General features: G+C 69.2%; 12 protein-coding genes and 4 pseudogenes. 4 read left to right on the top strand and 12 right to left on the bottom strand.

From position 1 onward, the window contains the following. Positions 1-331 precede the first annotated feature (331 nt). A complete protein-coding gene (locus ABD858_RS31565; protein ID WP_345043980.1) occupies positions 332-1,270 on the top strand; it encodes an ATP-grasp domain-containing protein in 939 nt (312 codons plus the stop codon). Continuing rightward, the gene (locus ABD858_RS31560) at positions 1,267-2,085 is read left to right on the top strand and encodes an ATP-grasp domain-containing protein (RefSeq protein WP_345043978.1); all 819 of its coding nucleotides are present in this window, start codon (positions 1,267-1,269) and stop codon (positions 2,083-2,085) included. Before ABD858_RS31565 ends, ABD858_RS31560 begins: the two co-directional genes overlap by 4 nt. A gap of 308 nt (positions 2,086-2,393) precedes the next feature. Here the strand turns inward: ABD858_RS31560 and ABD858_RS31555 are convergent. From ABD858_RS31555 to ABD858_RS31535, 5 genes and pseudogenes are all read right to left on the bottom strand, one after another. Beyond that, a pseudogene (locus tag ABD858_RS31555) lies at positions 2,394-2,714 on the bottom strand (amino acid permease); the annotation flags it as partial. 159 nt (positions 2,715-2,873) lie between these two features. Further along, the gene (locus ABD858_RS31550; RefSeq protein ID WP_345043975.1) at positions 2,874-3,269 is read right to left on the bottom strand and encodes an anti-sigma factor family protein; all 396 of its coding nucleotides are present in this window, start codon (positions 3,267-3,269) and stop codon (positions 2,874-2,876) included. 549 nt (positions 3,270-3,818) lie between these two features. Beyond that, a pseudogene (locus tag ABD858_RS31545) lies at positions 3,819-4,150 on the bottom strand (DUF2201 family putative metallopeptidase); the annotation flags it as partial. Positions 4,151-4,356: 206 nt separating this feature from the next. Beyond that, positions 4,357-4,728: an ArsR/SmtB family transcription factor gene (locus ABD858_RS31540; RefSeq protein WP_345043973.1), complete on the bottom strand. Its 372-nt coding sequence runs from the start codon at positions 4,726-4,728 to the stop codon at positions 4,357-4,359. 200 nt (positions 4,729-4,928) lie between these two features. Beyond that, the gene (locus ABD858_RS31535) at positions 4,929-5,303 is read right to left on the bottom strand and encodes a roadblock/LC7 domain-containing protein (protein WP_345043970.1); all 375 of its coding nucleotides are present in this window, start codon (positions 5,301-5,303) and stop codon (positions 4,929-4,931) included. 511 nt (positions 5,304-5,814) lie between these two features. On the opposite strand from ABD858_RS31535, the gene ABD858_RS31530 reads away from it, so the two are divergent. Further along, positions 5,815-6,222 (top strand): PPOX class F420-dependent oxidoreductase, encoded by a 408-nt coding sequence (locus ABD858_RS31530; RefSeq protein ID WP_345043968.1) that lies wholly within the window; start codon positions 5,815-5,817, stop codon positions 6,220-6,222. Between the two features lie 527 nt (positions 6,223-6,749). Here ABD858_RS31530 and ABD858_RS31525 read toward each other — a convergent pair. Both ABD858_RS31525 and ABD858_RS31520 read right to left on the bottom strand, forming a co-directional pair. After that, a pseudogene (locus tag ABD858_RS31525) lies at positions 6,750-6,906 on the bottom strand (M23 family peptidase); the annotation flags it as partial. A 230-nt stretch (positions 6,907-7,136) separates the two neighbouring features. Beyond that, positions 7,137-7,251: pseudogene (locus ABD858_RS31520) on the bottom strand (EamA family transporter); the annotation flags it as partial. A 243-nt stretch (positions 7,252-7,494) separates the two neighbouring features. Between ABD858_RS31520 and ABD858_RS31515 the strand changes: the two are divergent. Next, positions 7,495-8,136 (top strand): class I SAM-dependent methyltransferase, encoded by a 642-nt coding sequence (locus tag ABD858_RS31515; protein WP_345043966.1) that lies wholly within the window; start codon positions 7,495-7,497, stop codon positions 8,134-8,136. A gap of 398 nt (positions 8,137-8,534) precedes the next feature. On the opposite strand, the gene ABD858_RS31510 is transcribed toward ABD858_RS31515, so the two are convergent. The 5 genes from ABD858_RS31510 to ABD858_RS31490 form a co-directional block, all read right to left on the bottom strand. After that, positions 8,535-8,861, bottom strand: coding sequence for a putative quinol monooxygenase (locus tag ABD858_RS31510; RefSeq protein WP_345043963.1), 327 nt, complete (start codon positions 8,859-8,861; stop codon positions 8,535-8,537). 418 nt (positions 8,862-9,279) lie between these two features. Then, positions 9,280-12,093: a DUF5682 family protein gene (locus ABD858_RS31505; RefSeq protein ID WP_345043960.1), complete on the bottom strand. Its 2,814-nt coding sequence runs from the start codon at positions 12,091-12,093 to the stop codon at positions 9,280-9,282. Then, entirely contained in the window at positions 12,090-13,202 is a 1,113-nt protein-coding gene (locus tag ABD858_RS31500; RefSeq protein WP_345043958.1) for an ATP-binding protein, read from the bottom strand. Before ABD858_RS31500 ends, ABD858_RS31505 begins: the two co-directional genes overlap by 4 nt. Before the next feature lie 12 nt (positions 13,203-13,214). Next, complete coding sequence (locus tag ABD858_RS31495) at positions 13,215-14,675, bottom strand: VWA domain-containing protein (protein WP_345043955.1); 1,461 nt, start codon at positions 14,673-14,675, stop codon at positions 13,215-13,217. After that, positions 14,672-16,099, bottom strand: a complete 1,428-nt coding sequence (locus tag ABD858_RS31490; RefSeq protein WP_345045049.1) for a hypothetical protein — start codon at positions 16,097-16,099, stop codon at positions 14,672-14,674. The genes ABD858_RS31495 and ABD858_RS31490 overlap by 4 nt, the downstream gene beginning before the upstream one ends. Between the last annotated feature and the right edge of the window lie 777 nt (positions 16,100-16,876).

The following is a 16,876-nucleotide window of genomic DNA, read 5'->3' as shown; positions in this document are numbered from 1 at the left end:
AGCATGCCCAACACCGTCCGGGGCACGCGGCTGAGCACATGTCCTGGCAACAGGACTCACCCCCGCTCAGTCTTCAGGAACGGCTGGTCTACTTCATCGCCCGAGGCTTCGTGGCATCGGTTTGCGTGTGTATGCCTCGTGGGGCGGGCCGGCTGTTCTTGAGACCTGAGGTCTGTCCTCAAATGGCCTTCGCTGCGTGATGGAAGCCCTAATGATCAAGAGTCCGGCCTCCCTGGCCGCAGGACGGTTCATGACATCCTGTGATGTCACAGGGCGTCACAGGATGCCGATGGTAAGGGCGGACGTCCGGAGGTAGCGGGAAGATGGATCGATGAAGCTCTGCTTTCTGGTGGAGGAGCAATACCGCCACGACGGCATGCCGGTTGAGGTGATCCGTCAACTGATTTCTTGGGGGCACCAGGTGGACGTGCTGCGGCCGGGCGGTTGCCTGCTGCGCATGACTGAGGTGGTGCAGGCGAGCACCCATGACGCGTGGGTTCTCAAGACGGTCTCCGGCGGCCCGGGGCTCACCTTGCTCGAAGCCGCGGCCTCAGCCGGGATAACAACGATCAACGACGCCCGGTCGATACGAGGTGTACGGGACAAGGCGCTGGCCGCAGCCATTGGTCGCAGCCGTGGGCTTCCTCTGCCGCCGACCTACGCGGCGGCGCGGCCTGAGCTGCTGGCCGAGATCCCGGCGTCGGAATACCCGCTGGTGGTCAAGCCCGCCGACGGCAGTTCGGGGCGGGCCGTGCACCTGGTGTCGTCGCCGGACCGGCTCGCCACGTTGGTCCCCGAACTGGTGGGAGAGGGAATGCTCATCGCCCAGCCGTATGTGGCCAACTCGGGCATCGACGTCAAGGTGTACAGCGTCGGCGGCGAACTGTACGCGACCGAGCGCCGCTCCCCGCTCCACCCGGACCACTCGGTGAGGGAACGCCGCGTGCCGCTGTCGGCCGAGGTGGCCGCGATAGTTGCCCAGGTCGGGGTGGTCTACGGCCTCGATCTGTACGGTGTGGACGTAGTGCTGGGGCCGGACGGCCCCGTGGTCGTCGATGTGAACGACTTCCCCAGCTTCCGTCAGGTCCCTGACGCGGCGGCGCGGGTGGCACGAGCCGTGCTCGGGCTGGCCCGCACCGGCCAGACGGTCGGCGCGCCCGAGCCGGCCTCTGTCCGTCCGCCGGAACAGCACGACGCGGTCGGCGGGACGCCGTTGACACTCCTCCCGCACCCTGTGCAGGTCCCCGTGGCGACGGGCAAGAACATATGAGAATCGGCCTGATCACGCCCGATCCCGGTCATCCGCTGCTGGCCGCCACCATCGCCCTGCTCACCCCCGAGCATCAAGTGGAGACGCTGGACCCGAGAACGGTGGCAGAAGTCCCCGAGCCGCTCGCCAACGTCTACCTGCTGAAGTCGCGTACGCCACGTGCCCTGGCCCTCGCCCACGCCCTGGAGCAGCGCGGCGCCTCCGTGGTGAACTCGGCTGCGGCGACCGCGCTGTGCCAGGACCGCACGGCGATGGCGGAACATGCCCTGCGGGCCGGCCTCCCGTTCGCGGCCACCCGCACCTACACCACGCTCGCTCAACTGGCGTCCGGCCCGCGGCTCCCCGGCCCAGTGGTGGTCAAGAGCCGCCACAGCCGAAGGCACGACCTGGTGGCCCGCCTCGACAGCGACATACAACTGCGGGAGCTCGCCGCCACATGCCCACAGGAGCCGGTCGTGGTCCAGGAGTTCGCACCGAACAGCGGCTGGGACCACAAACTGTGGGCGATCGGCGACCAGCTCTTCGCCGCCCTGCGCCGTTCCGAACTCTCGCCCGAGGGTCGGGGCCCCACACTGCCGCTCACCCCTGGCAGCCTGCCGCCCGGCTGGCCCGCCGTGGTGCGCCAGGTCGGCGAGGTATTCGCACTGGACGTCTACGGCGTGGACATCATCGACACGGGCGACGGCGCCCCGCTGATCGTGGACATCAACGCCTTCCCGGGAGTCCGGGGGCAGTCCGGCGCTCCGGAGGCCCTGGCGGCACTGGCCCAGTACGGGCCCAACCGGTCATCGACTGCCGGCACACGGCGGGTTTAGCCACATCGATGGGTTGGCCCACGAGGACCAGAACGGGCCGGACGTGGGCCCGCTCAGCCATCAATTGGCCAGGGGGACCGGCCCAGTCCGCAGATCCCGACCATTGCGCTGTCGGCGGACGGTGCTCCACCTTCCTCATCGACGGTCACACGAACAGCCGGTGGGCTTCACACCCAGTGCTGAGAGCCGTCGCTTCTGCGTTGCGGAAGGTCATAGCGCTGCGCGGGTCACGGACGCGCACAGAGCCCGGTGGGGGTCCGAGAGGATCTCGGACCCCCACCGGGCCGTACCGTCGGGTTCGCGGGATATCAGTCCCGTGCGTCCTCCGGCAGGGTCACCAGCCAGCGCGTGTCCTGGCGCGGGCGGAGGTACAGGGCCCAGTACAGCGTCGCCACCGCCGTGATGCCGCCCGTCCACATCAGGTACGCCATGTCCTGCCGGCTCAGGATGTACCGCAGCACCACGATCAGCAGCACCGGCATCGCCGGCCACAGGGGCATCCGCCACGCGGGCGTGTCCTTGTGCGACACCTGGCGGGAGCGCAGCGCCGCGATGGCGACCAGCAGGTACATGCCGGTGACGGAGACGCCGGTGACGCCGTAGAGGGTGTCGAGGTTGACGAAGCACAGACCGACGGCTCGCGCCGGCCGCGCAGCCACTGCTCGATGCCCGGCGGGCCGTGCGGCCGGTGGCGGTGAAGCCCATCGCGCCGATCTTCTTGTGAAGCCGCCGGCCTGAGGGCCGGAGTGCTTCCGGCCCGGGCACGTCGTCGCTTCCACGAGATGCGCTCACCCGAAGTACGTCGTGGTCTTGCTGACCCATTGGGACAGTGTGATCTGCCTGGTCAGGGCCGCTCGGTCCGGCCTGCGGCGGTGGGGCAACGCGTGACCGTGTTCGGCCTGGGGGACCGCGCACATCGACCGGTTTCGGCCTGTGTCGGGGGCCAGGGCGTCGCGGAGAAGCGACAGATGCGCCGCCACGGCCGCGAGGCAGTCATGCTCGTCCCGGCACGCGTCGCAGGTTGCCAGGTGAGCCCCCACCACGCTCGCCTCATCGGGTGCGAGAGTCTTGAGCGCGTATCCGGCCAGCAGTTCACAGATCGTGCGGCATTCCCCGACGTCTGTCCTGTCGCCGTACTTCGCGGTCGGGCACTGGGCTTCGATCATGGCGAAACCTCCGTTCATGGTCTCACCATCTCCCGGGAACGGCCCCCAGCGCGTCGTCCCCGCGCAGCGATTCCCGGCTACCACCGCCGCGGTATCCGGCACACCGGCCTACGGCTGGGGCAGACTGCCGCTCGCCAGGGGCGGCGTCCATGCGGGCGCCGCCCGCACACCTGGTGTGCACGCTCCTCGACCCGCGACACCTGGCGAGGCGACGCTGCCGATGCAGCACGGGCCGTGCATCGATCACCCTTCACGCGGCGCAACGCCCACCAGCCCGGTGCATGCCCATGCGTCTCCTGCCGGGCTCGGACGTGATCACTTGCGTGCCCGGCTGCTCCATCCGTGCCCCTCAAGAGGAGCCGGGCCAACCATGCCGACGCCCAAGAACCGGGTCAGGCGGCAGTACCTCTCGGGCCCCAGCAACCGGGCAGCGGACGCCGCAGGCCCGAGGCCGGCGCACAACGGTGGGGGCTCCTCGTCTTGTGGTGAGGCCTTTCAGGCCGGCCCCGGGCCAAGCGGAACGGGCCTGTTCCTAGGTCACCGTGGTGCCGGAGCAGCCATCGGCGCCTCGGCGCGGCACAGCGGGTGCGCGAGGCCGCCGCGTCGCACGGCACCACGGTGACCAGGTCGCGACGGCCGCCCACGGCACGGGAGATCGCGGCGACCTCCAGGAACACGCTGCCCAGTTCGGCCTCACTGACGGAGCCGGATGTGTCGATGACCACGGAGACCCGAGGCGGTCTGCGTCTCAGGCTCGGCAGAACAGCGCCGGGCACCCCGGCCGAGCGCCGCGACGGCCGGCCGTAGGTGTAGTCCTCGCCCGCGCCGGCGCCGGCGGCTGCCGATCGGACCGCCGCTCCCAGCAACTCCCGCCACGGCTGCGGCGGGTGGAACGCCCCCCTCCGCCCACCGCTGGCCGTTCCGCCCCCTGCGGCGGAACGGCCGTCCCTGCCCCGCTACGCGGGCAACCGCCTACACCCCCGGGCTGAAGCCCGAGGCACCTGGCGGCTTGCCCGGTGGCAGGTTGCCCGAGGCCGAGTCCCACCGAGCCCGCGTCCCCTCCGGCGCTCTCGGGCGGTCGACGAAGACTGCCATGGCCGAGGAGTCATGAGGATCGGCCCGCGCTGCCCCGGGCCAGGGCCGGCTGATGGTCGGCCTGCCGAAGTTCGGCCAGCAACTCGCTTTGGCCGGCGAGCAGTTCGGTCAGGATTCGGCGAGCTGCGCGCAGGAGTTCGGCGACGTCGCCGCCAGCGAGCGCGTAGCTGACGGTGGAGCCTTCCCGAATGGACACCACGATCCCCGAGCGGCGCAGTACGGCCAGTTGCTGCGAGAGGCTGGACGGTTCGATCTCGATCTCGCTGAGCAGGTCGCGTACGGGGACGGGGCCACTCTGCAGCAGTTCCAGGACCCGGATGCGCACCGGGTGTCCGAGCATGCGGAAGAACTCGGCCTTGGCCTGATAGAGGGGGACCTGCATGGTGAATCGCTCGCTCCCTGCCGCGTTTGACGGGTTGTTTTCCGGACGCGACGACCCAGTTCGTGCCGCCGCGGGCAGTGTTGCGGACCGATCCTCGCGACTCCGGCCCCGCACGCCCATGAGATTGGCCTGATCTGGATGTGCCCAGATGAAGAAATCTTCAAGTTGTGGGTGTGCGGAGGTACGGAGGAAGCGGCTGCCTACACCTCCAGTTCGGCCTCGATGCGCTTGAGCTGGTGACGGGCCATGGCCAGGTTGGACTTCGCCCTGTCGAGAACGAGGTAGAGGAACAACCCATTGCCGCTGCGGCCCTTGATCAGCCGAAGCAAGTGGTATTGGCTCCCGAGCGTGATCAACAAGTCTTCGATTTCACCCTCGATGCCGAGGTGCTCCATGGTGCGCATCTTGGCGCGGATCACGTCCGTGTTACCCGCTGCAGCGACGGTCAGGTCGAGGTCCTTGCCTCCCCCCAGGGTGCCCAGCGCCATACCGCTGGTGTAGTCGACCAGAGCAGCTCCTAGCGCGCCCTCGATCGATGTCATTGTCTCCTTGAGGGAGATCTCCACATTGGCCATACCGATGTCTCCTTCTGGTCACTGCGTGAACGGGCGTCTCCTGCCCAGTTGGTGACCCGGACCTTACGTACTGTGTGCGGTGCGCAGCCGAGTTCTTCCGAGACTGCCAGGGAGAGCTCCGAGATGCTGTATGATGCGAGGATTTTGATCGTTCATATCCAGTGAGTGACCCCCTGTGCGAGCTCCTCGGCGGCGCGCAGCGCGACCCTGCCTTGACCGCTTCCGCTCTGCAGGAGAGCTGCCGTACAGGGTCATCGTCCGTGCTTCCTGGAGGCCTTGGTCCGCCGCCGGGTAAGCCGCCGAGTGCCTCGGGCTTCACCGCGAGGGGGGAAGGGGGTTTCCCGCGTGGCGGGGCAGGAATAGCCGCTCCGCCGCCGAGCCGGTCCGTCAGGTCGTGCAACCGCTTCTCGCTTTGGCGTGTTAGGCCGGCAATCGCCCCTTGTTCGGCCTTGACCACCTACGGTGAACAGGCCGTCTGCGGCAGTTGTCACTCAAGGAAAGGACCCAGCTTGTGCCGGCCGAACTCTCGGATGACCTGAAGAAGCTCATCGACACCACTCCGATCTTCGCGTCCGTAGCCACCATCCAGCCCGACGGAAGCATTCAGCAGTCGATCGTCTGGATCACTCGTGACGGTAACGACCTGCTGTTCTCCACGACCATCGGCCGCCGCAAGGAGCAGAACCTCCGCCGTGACCCGCGCGTGAACATTCTGATCAACCCGCCTGACGCGCCGTACACCTACGCCGAGATCCGCGGCACAGCCACCTTGACCACTGACGGTGGGACGCAGCTGATCGACGAGCTGTCCCGCAAGTACACGGGCAAGAACTACGCGGATTTCAATCCGGCGGCGAGCGCAGACGCGGAGCGGTTGGTTGTTCGCGTCACTCCCCTCAAGGTTGTCGGCTCCATCTGAGGAGCCGTGAGCGGGACAGAGCCGGATTGCGGAGACGGTGACCGTACCGTGGAAGATGTAAGAGTGCTCGTCGAAGTGCACGGCCACGGCTCGGTTCATTCGACGGGGCACCGATCAGCGCGCTGCGCCAGTACACCGAGCAGCAGAACCGACCGTTGCAGGTGGTGGACGCCGTTCCGCCCAGACGGCGGAACGGCTTTCCCTGCCCTGCTCCGCAGGAGACGGCCTTCACCACCGGGCTGAAGCCCGGTGCCCGGCCGATTACCTGGTGGCCGCAGTTTCTGGGTCTTGGTGGCGTCGCTGTCGAGGGTCGGCTGTCACCCCGGACACCGGGAGGGGCTCCGCGGATGACTGCGACGCAGCCTCAAGGGGGTTGTCAACAGTTCGCGGTGAGCGACCGGGAGTGCTCCGGTCTGCTGCTCAAGCGGGCCATGCGGTGCCGATCGTCGTCGTCGACGGCAGACTCGACACAACGGCGGCTTCCCCGGTAGGACGCACACTGGGTTGCCCTACCGGAAAGCCTCGACTCAGCAGACGGGAACGCCCGGCAACTGGGCGGCGGGGTTGTCGATGTAGATGTTGGAGATGAAGCCACCCTGGTCGCGGAGCTTGCTCCACCAGTTGTTTGGTGTAGCCCTCGGCGGTCACGGTGCTCCCCTGCTTCTGGCACAGCACCCGCTCTGCCGGTCAGGGCGGCCGCCGTCCGGAGGACCGCAGTGCCGCAACGAGTCCGGCGTCATGGATCGCACGCATCGCCTGGGGTGTGTTCGGCCTTCTCCTGCCCGCCTGGACGGTGTTCGAGGCGGTAAGGCACACGGGCCTCACCATCGCGTTCGCCATGATCGGGCTCCTCGTCCCCTTCCTGGCCAGGCTCGCGCCGGGTCTGGCTCCCGTTTGCCGTCATGGCGGTCACAGGTGAAAGACCACAGACGGGGCCGGCCGACGGCCATCAGGGCGATCGCGGCGACGTACCTGGCGTACGGCGACGACGCCGACGGGTCCGAGCACGGGGAAAGCGAGGGATCCCATCGCGGCACCGACCTGGTTGGACAGACCGCTGTCGAACGTTCACGAGATCCCGTCCGATCTGATCGATCGGACGGGATCTCGGTGTTTCCGGGGCCTGTTCGCAGGCTGTCCGGGCTCGGCCTTCGAGCGCTCAACCGCCTCGGCGGGGAAGCCGGCTTCGGTGCGGGCGTTGGCAAACGCCGCACCCCACTGCGACAAAGGTGGAACGATGCCTGCGTCACACACACAACAGGGGGTACCTTGATGGATCATCGCGGGGCGCGTGCCGCGGCGGTGTTCGATGCGCTGGGCGCCGAATACGAGAAGGCATTCGCCGGGTCCCAGGCACACCGGGATTCGCTCCGGTGGCTGCTGGGGCAGCTCGGCCCCGGCAGCCGGGTGCTGGATGTGGGCAGTGGGACGGGGCGGCCCACGGCGGAGACCCTCGCCGGGGCGGGCCACGAGGTGCTGGGGATCGATGTCTCCCCCGTCATGGTGGAACTCGCCACCCGGCAGGTGCCTACCGCCTCCTTCACATGTGCCGACATCCGCGAAGCCCCCCTCGACGAGGGCTCGTTCGACGCGATCTGCGTGTACTTCGCGCTGCTGCAGATGTCCCGCAAGGAGCAGGCCGAGCTCGTGAAGCGGCTGGCGCGGGCGCTGAGACCCGGCGGTCGGCTCGCCCTCGCCACCGTGCCTGTGGATGTGGAGGACGTCGAGGGCGTCTTCATGGGCCAGAAAGTGCGGGTGACCAGCTTCGCCGCCGAGGACTTCACCGCCATGGTGACCGGGGCGGGTCTGACGGTCGTGTCGGAAAACAGCCTCCTGTTCACTCCGGCCCACCCCGACGCCGTACCCGAGCCTCACCTGTTCCTCCACTGCCGCAGGGAGGAAGCACGGCAGTAGGGATGACCCGGCTCGGCGCGGGCGACGTCTCACATGGGTCGCCGCTGCCCGTACGGGCCCGCGCAGGCCCCGGTGAGCGAGCAGTCGGGTGCAGACACCGATCCGGGAACGGGACTACCTGTACTACCGGCGGTACTCCCGCCCGGCGTGCGGGGTGCAGATCGAGACGGAGGGGGCGCTGGGGGACGAGGCGCCACGGTGGAGTTTCCGTCCCCCTGGGACGTGCCCAGCAGCGGGCACCTCGCCGGCACAGAGCGTGGGGGGCGCGAAAAGGCCCGGGGCCGCCGAGGAGTCGGCGGCCCCGGGCGGTCTGCCCTCCGTCACCGAGCAGCCACAGCAGCATGCCGGGCTCGGTGACCGCGTCGATCAGCTGCTGTGCACCGGTGGCCCGGCAGACGTCACCGAGGAGAGACCTCACTCATCTCTGCCCAACCGTCCATGCCGGGAATCTCGGTGGAAACGATCCGCGGCTTGGTGGCCACCGCGTAGGACATGGCCTCCATGGCCTCGGCGAAGTGCGCGGACTCCACATGCTCCTTGCCCGCGGCACTGTCGCGGAAGGCCTCGACCAGAACGAACTCGTGAGGGGTGTCGACACTGCGGGACCACTCGAAGAAGAGGTTGCCGGGCTCGCGGCGAGTGGCCTGAGTGAAGTCGTCGACAAGGTTGAGCCAGTCGTCAGCGCGCTCGGGGCGAACCGTGAACTTGACCGTAATGAAGATCATGGGACTTCCTTTCGTTCCACGTTCACCCTATTTGGGAAGCCGGGGCAGTGGAGATGCGGGGTCGGGCCGCTCGGTCTGCACGGTGACCAGCCTGGCAGGTCGGGCAGCGGTCCGCGACGGGGGAGATGACCCGGCCGAGGCCGGGTCATCGGCGTGCGCGGCCTGTCGGCACAAGGCGTGATACGGGCCGGGGTCGAGCTCTGCGGCGGTGACCGCTCGGTGATGGGCTTTGACCTTCTCCATCGCCCTGAAGGGCGAGAATTCTCCGTCGGGCTGAAGCCCGAGGCACGTGGCGGCACCTGGCGGCTTACCCGGCGGCGACGCCGCACGGCGGAACGCGCAGGTCGCCGCCGGGCGGCCGACCGCGGACTTCGCCGGGCTGAGACGGGGCCCGGGCCCGTTTGCCGGGCCCCCGAAATCATGGGCCGGCCAGCAGCACCTCCAGCGCCACCGCCGTATCCGGGTAGCGACCGGTCAGTGCCACGCCCGGGGAGTCCGGATCCGCCGCCTCCCACGTCCCTTCGCAGCCCAGCAGACTCGCCACCGCATCGCACGTCGCGGGGTGGGCAGCGAGCAGTGCACCACCGCGGCTGCCGTCCGCGCGCCGCGCCGGCGGCATGGCTTCCGGCTCCGGCTTCGCCCGCCACGGCGGCACCCACTCGTCCAGCGCTGCCAGCCGGCCGGGGAAGATCCGTCCGGCCTCACGGATCAGCAGCGGGGCCGGCTCGGCGCCGCCCGACCGCAGGGTGGTGATCAGGGTCGGCAGCCATGGCAAGAGCACCGCGTCCGGCAGCCGTCCGAAGGCGTTCGACACCGCTTCCACGACGAAGTCGGTGAGGCTCGGAACGGGCTCCAAGGCATGGAGGAATCCGCTGAGGTAGCGCGGATAGGCGGGCACCACCAAGGGGTTGCCGAGCAGTTCGTCGCACCTCGTCCGCAGGTCCTTACGGGACAGATGCCCCAGGTGCGTCCAGGCCGCCCACAGCAGCACCGTCTTCGACGGGTCCTGCGGATGCGACTGGGCTACCGCCAGCTCCAGTTGGGTCCGGTCGCAGCCCAGCGACAGCGCCAGGCTCTCCATGCTGAACAGGAAGCCCAGCATCGCCGCCACTTGACGGACGGTGGCCCCTTCGTCGGTGAACGCCGTCGGCAGCAGGGTGCAGTAATGCGCGTATCCGGTCTTGGCGAAGGACTCGATCCACGACGGCAGCACCGGCTCGCTGGTGCGGTAGTACGCCAACAGCCTGCGCACCCTGCGCAGCACTTCCGGTGCGCCGTCGACGCTGCGTTCGGCCGAGAGCACCTCCAGGGCGCGTGTGCCCAACTCGTCGGCGAGGCGGCGGCTGCGCAGGTACAGGGTCGCGTCCTCGACGGCTTCCAGGACGGTCGCCGCGGTGGCGTGCGGGCCGTATGCCGCACGGCGCAGGCGCTGTTCCAGGACCTGCTCGATGCTGACGCCCTCGTAGCCGAGCTCGATGAGCGCCCGCTGATGGGTGCCCAGCGCCAGGTCCCACGACTCCTGGATCGGCCGCTCCCCCAGCCTCCGCTCGCCCATGATCGGCCGTGCGGCACCCTGCGGCATCAGGTAGCGCAGCATCCACAGCACGTCGGAGCATCGCTCCAGTTCCGGCTGGGAGGCGATGTTCAGCAGGGCCCGCTGTACGCCGCGCTGCTGGAGCTTGAGGTTCAGGGGCACCAGCCGGTCGTGCACGTCGCGGGCCAGGGGTGGCAGCGCGTCGTAGCCGACCTGGCCGGTCCGGTCGCCGCCCATCATGATCTCCACAAGGCGGCGCACGTCGCGCCGGCCGGGCACGATGTCCTTCTCGATACAGGTGACGGCCGCGTCCTGGAAGTCGTACGGCGTCGGCTTGGCCCGGTCGCGCATCCCGGCCAGCAGGATCGACGTCTCGAACACCGCGATGGCGTCGGCGGTGGAGGCGAGGTAGCCGTTGCGGCGCGCGGCGCGCACGATCTCCACCGACCAGCCGAGCAGTTCGTCCTCGTCCAGGCGGTCCAGAACGGGTGGTTGCTGCAGGAAGCCGGTCAGCCTGTCCGAGGGCGGGGGCGCCGATTCCGGAGCCGCCGCGGACGTGGTCTTCTTGGCCTTCGGTTTCTTCGCGCCCGCCTGTCCCGCCAGGCGGTAGGGCTCCACGCGTGTGCGCTTGACGTTCTTCGCCCAGACCGTCGCGGCGATCGACACCGAGCCGGCGGCGAGGCCGAACTGCGCCTCGATCGCCGCGTGGCTGGACGGGATCAGGCCGTGCTGCCACTTGGTGGCACTGCGCGGGCTGATCTCGAAGGTGTCGGTACCGTGGACGCCGAACTCCGCGACGCGGCCGGCCGCGTGGAAGGCGCCGCAGACGTAGAGGCAGTCCGCAGGATCGGTGCCGCTCGCGGCCAGGTGCTCGCGCATCCTGGTCCACATGTAACGCTCCCGGTCCTCGTCCACACGCACCCGCTGCGGATCCCCGGGGGCGAGGCGCCTGAAGAGGCTGCCGATCAGGAGCATGACCTGCCGGTAGGTGTCATGGTCGCTGTCGCCGAGTGGCAGTTCGACATACTGGTGCCACCACTCCGACCAGTGCCGCACCCGGCCGTGGCGCAGCAGGTGTTCCTCCAGTTCGGCGAAGCGCGGCCGCAGATCGCCGATCTTCACGCCGATCGCGTCGCCGTGCAGCGCGGCCTCCTCCTCGGCGGGTGACGCATCCGACGCCCCTGGATCAGCGCCGAGTTCGGTGGAGTTCGTCCCGCGCGCCTCCCACTGGAAGACGTGGTCGGAGGAGCGGTCGACGAGGACCAGTTCGACGCCCGGTGTGTCCAGTGCGTAGGCGATCGCCTGGTACTCGGCCGATGCCTCGGTGATCGGTGCGACCACCGACAGTGGGGACCACTCGGCCGGGAAGCCGTCGACCTCGGTCGCGAACGCCTGGACCGCCACCGGGAGCTTGCAGTTGCGCAGTTCGGTCAGCAGTGGGGCCATGTCCTCGCACAGTTCCAAGTACACGACTTTCGGCTGCTTCTCCCGCAGGCGGCGTGCCATCGCTATCGCCGAGGCGGGCGAGTGGTGGCAGACGGGGAAGATCTCCAGTGGCTCGCGCACCGCGCGGTCCACGTCGTCCACGAGGCCGAGGAGGATGCCCTCCAGGGCATCGGGCCCGTCGGCGAACGTCGCGGCGGCTTCCTGCAGCTGCGCGCGCAGTGCTTCGAAGGTCCCTTCCTGCGTGCTGCTCATGACAGGGTGGCGATCGCGTCGCGGCCGCCCTCCAGGAAATCCGGCCAGGATCCGCCCTCTTCCTTGCTGCGCGGCTCGACGATGCCGTGCAGGTACTTGTTGAGGATGGCCAGGTCCTCCGGCTCGCGCCGCGCCAGTGACCCGACGAGCGAGGAGGCGAGTGTGTGGGCGGTCAGGGTGCGCTCGCCGAAGAAGTTGCTGTGCAGGATCGCGTCCTCGAGCACGCCGATCTGTTCGGCGGTGGACAGTGCGGACTCCAGCTTCTCGTCATCGCTGCCGGCCGCGGCCGCCGAGGCACGCAGGTCGGCGAAGCTCTGCAGCAGCACGTCCAGCAACGTCGGCGGCACGTCCAGCTCGATCTGATGGCGGCGCAGCAGTTCCTCGGTGCGGAAGCGGACGATCTCCGCTTCGCTCTTCTTGTTCGTCACGACCGGGATGCGTACGAAGTTGAAGCGGCGCTTGAGCGCCGAGGACAAGTCGTTGACGCCCCGGTCGCGGCTGTTGGCGGTGGCGATGATCGAGAAGCCGGGCTTGGCGAAGACGATGTTGTCGCTGTCCAGCTCGGGAACCGAAATGTACTTCTCGGACAGGATCGAGATCAGCGCGTCCTGGACGTCGCTGGTGGAGCGGGTGAGTTCCTCGAACCGGCCGATCGTGCCGGCCTCCATCGCGGTCATGATCGGCGAGGGGATCATCGACTCCCGCGACTGGCCCTTGGCGATGACCATGGAGACGTTCCAGGAGTACTTGATGTGGTCCTCGGTGGTGCCGGCCGTGCCCTGCACGACCAGCGTGGAGTTGCGGCAGATCGCGGCGGACAGCAGCTCGGCCAGCCAGCTCTTGCCGGTGCCGGGGTCGCCGATGAGCAGCAGGCCGCGGTCGGAGGCCAGCGTGACGATGGAGCGCTCGACGAAACTGCGGTCGCCGAACCACTTCTGCGAGATCTCCCGGTCGAGACCGTCGGATCGCTCGGAGCCCAGGATGAACAGACGGACCATCTTCGGGGACAGGCGCCAGGAGAAGGGCTTGGGGTTGGTGTCGATGGACTCCAGCCAGTCCAGTTCCTCGGCGTACTTGATCTCGGCAGGGGCGCGCAACAGGTCGGACATATCAGGGCCTTTCTAAGCGAGAAACGTCTTGAGTTCGTGGACGAGCTTGCGGATGTGGCCGGAGATCACCGGCGTGCCGAGGTCTTTGAAGCGCTCCCGGAACCATGGGTTGACGCTGCCGCGCCCGGAGCTGGTCACCGAGCCGACCGGGATGAACTTGGCCCCGGAGCGGTGAATGGCGGCCATACTTTCGAACAGTTGCTCGCTATGCCATTCGTAGAAGTCGGAGATCCACACCACGACGGTGTTGCGGGGCTCAGCGATCTTCGGCTGGGCCAGTGCCATGGCGACTGTGCCGTCGGTACCGCCACCGAGATTGGTGCGCAGCAGGGTCTCGAAGGGGTCGTGCACCCACGGCGTGAGGTCGAGCGCCTGCGTGTCGTACGCGATCAGGTGGACGTCCACCTTCGGCAGCCCGGCGAAGATCGACGCCAGGATGGTGCAGTTCACCATCGAGTCGACCATCGAGCCCGACTGGTCCACAACGACGATCAGCCGCTGAGGGGTCGTCTTGCGCGCGGTGTGCCGGTAGTAGAGGCGGTCGACATACAGCCGTTCTTCCTCCGGGCTCCAGTTGGTGAGGTTCTTCCAGATCGTGCGGTCGAGGTCCAGGTTACGGAACACCCGTTTGGGCGGAACCGAGCGGTCCAGGGCGCCTACCGTGGCCTTCTCCACCTGGGTGCGCAGCACCTCGGCGACTTCGTCGACGAAACGGCGGATCAGCGCCTTGGCGTTGGCCAGGGCCACACCCGAGAGGTTGTTCTTGTCCCGCAGCAGTTGCTCGATCAGCGACATGCTCGGGGTCAGCTGCGCGGCGAGCTTGGGGTCGGCGAGCACCTCGCGGAGGTGCATCCGCTTGACGAGGTCGGCCTCGATGGCGCCGAGCTCCGCCGGAATCAGCCGGCTGAGGTCGGGTGTCGTACCGCGACCGCCGGTGCCGGTCGGGCTGACACCCGGTCCTGCGGCGCCTGCCCCGGTCCCTCCGCCGGCGCGGCCGCTGCGCAGCTCGCCGGGCTTGCAGCCGAGCGCACGCTCCAGCCAGCCCGCGTCGGACTGCCAGCGTGCCAGTTGCCCGGCGGTGACCGTGCCGGAGCCGGAGGCGAAGACGCCCAGCAGCACCTTCGACACCAGCGCCGCGCGCCGTACTTCGGCGGCCCGGTCGCGTGCACCGTCGTCGGGCTCGGGCGCCATCAGTCCGTCGAACTCGGCGGCGAGCTCCGGGTGGCGCTGCACGATCGAGTCGACGGAGGCCTGCGGGTCCAGCAGAGCAGGCGGCAGACCGATGTCCTCGACGACGGCGAGGCTCGCCGATTCCAGCGTGGCCTGCTCCTCGTGGTCGAAGAGGCGGGCGAGGAGCCTCCAGTACAGCACCTGACGACGGTTGTCGTGGGGGTCCGCCTCGGGGTTCTGCGGGGTCGAGTAAGCAGCCGATTGCCCGGTTTCAGCTGCTTGCCCCGTCGTGTGCTCGGTCATTTCCGCAGCAGCCTCCCGGCACGCTCCCGCAGCACGGCCACGGCGTCGGTGGCGGCCTTCTCGGCCTTGACGCCGGCCTTGTCGGCCGTGCCCCCGGCCCATCCCCCGGCGTGGATCGCGACGGTCTTCTTCCGCACGGTGGTTTCGACGGCGAGCGGCTGGACGCTGAACTTCCCGGCGTCCCAGCGGAGCAGGCCGATGCACGCGGTCGACGCCGCAACCGCTTCGGGGGTGAGCGGTCCGGCAGTCGGAATACGGTCGGTGTCGACGGCGAGAGGGTGTCCGGCGACGGTGAACGTCAGTTCGTCGTCTTCCCTCTGGGCGGCGTAGCCCTCCAGGAAGACGGGTACGGCGATGCGCGCCGGGTGCCGATCCAGGGGTGCCGTCGCCGGAGAGGTCGCCGTGGGCAGGGCCACGCGGGCGGTGGCGAAGGCATCGGCGGGCTCGCTCGGGCGTGCGTGCTCGTCGCTCCAGACCAGGTCGCCCTCGGCGGTGACGGGCATGTCGACGAGGTCCATCGAACGGCCTTCGCTGACGGCTGTCAGGAGCGACATGTGCGGGCGGAGCAGTTGCCAGAGGCCGGCTCCGACGATCGTGTCAGGCTTCGGCACGGACACGCCGGCACGTACCAGGCGGGGCGCGGCGCCGTCCGCGGGTTCGAACACCGCGTGGACCTGGGCCTGTGCGGCGGTCGCGTGTTCATGCACGTCGACGCCGAGGGGCAGGAGGCGCCCGGTGGCCGTACCGGTGATGGGCACGTCGGCCGCACCGGGCAGCGTCAGCAGCATCGCGCGCGACCACAGGTCGGCCCAGCGGCGTGCCGGGATGCGTTCTTGGGCCGCGCCGGGGCAGGAGGCGGCGAGTTCGGCGGCGAAACCGTCGAGGAGCGTCGCCAGGCGACGCATGGCCGGGTCCGGAAGCATCGCTGAGACGACGTGCGCAGCCCCGGAGACCACGTCGTGATCGATGCCCTGCCACCCGGAGCGCGCCAGATCGGACAGCCAGGAGCGGGCAGCGGCGAGCAGGTTCGCCGTTTGCTGCCCGCCGGGCGCCGGGAGGATCTCCTCGCTGCGGGGCCGACCGGCCACCTGCTCGACAAGGGTCATCAGCGCATCATGGACGGAGCCCAGCAGTGCGGTGCGGGCGGCGGCGAGGGCGACGAAATGGTCTTCGCTCGCGGCTCCGACCGCCGCCTTCTCGGCCGCCTCGGCGACCCTGGCGGCCAGCGGCGTCCCCGCGACGGCGTGGGCAAGCTCTGTCAGGCCGGCGGCCGGGGCGGATTGAGGACGGAGCAGGCCGGCGACAAGAGTCCGGTCAAAGGCATCGACTGCCGCCAGGGCTTCGTCGAGCCCGTCGATGGTTTCGGCGAGCAGGTCGGCACGCTCCCCCACGCTCGAACCGAGCTCGCGCGGGGGCACCCCCATCGCCACCGCCCTGGTGGGCGGGAACCACTGCATCTCCGGCAACGGCGCTGTGGTCGCGGCGAGTTCCAGGTAGGCCAGGTGGCGCAGGAACCGGCTGAAGACCGGGGCGGCGGCCTTGGTGTCCCCCTGTGGTGGACGTGTGTCGCTCATGCCGGCAGCGATGGTCTGCGCGCTCGGCTCCCCGTCCACGACCTCGACCCTCAGGTAGCGGGCGACGCGCTCGGCGCCGTACTGCAGCACAGCCTCGTTGATCAGGGCCCGGATGTGATTGCAGAAAGAGCCCCGCGCGCCACCGCAGGGCCGGTTGTTGTTGGTGCTGCAAGCGAACGCGTAGGTGCCGGCCGCGACCGACGAGACATAGACCCGCTCGATGTCGGAGCCACTGGACACCACGCCCTGCAAGCGTCCGTCGGCCAACTCGACGAACGGGACCTTGGCGAGCTTGCGCAGCCGTGCGGGTGGTATCACCCGTGCCGTACTCGACCTCTCCCAATCTGGCAACGCAACCATCTCCTATGCACCAAGGGGACGTCCGCGCCACAACGGCGGGACACGGCTGAACATACTTGCGACCACTGACAACGCCGATCGCGGACGCACGCCAAGAGGCGCGTGCGTGAGCTGAGGCCGGTAGGGCCTACGCAGGCACCGGCGGTTCCTGGCGGGGTGGGCGGCCGCAACTCACTGAAGAGTTCGCGGCGTTCGCCGGGCTGCTGGGCATCGCTGGCACAGTCGGCCGGCCATCGCGCGGCGACCCGCTTGAGCTGGCGATTTCCT

Origin of the sequence: Streptomyces sannanensis (assembly GCF_039536205.1) — a bacterium.
GTDB classification, from domain to species: Bacteria; Actinomycetota; Actinomycetes; order Streptomycetales; family Streptomycetaceae; genus Streptomyces; species Streptomyces sannanensis.
The sequence above is the reverse complement of the archived record's forward strand: the minus strand, read 5'-3'. Positions and strand labels throughout refer to the sequence as shown.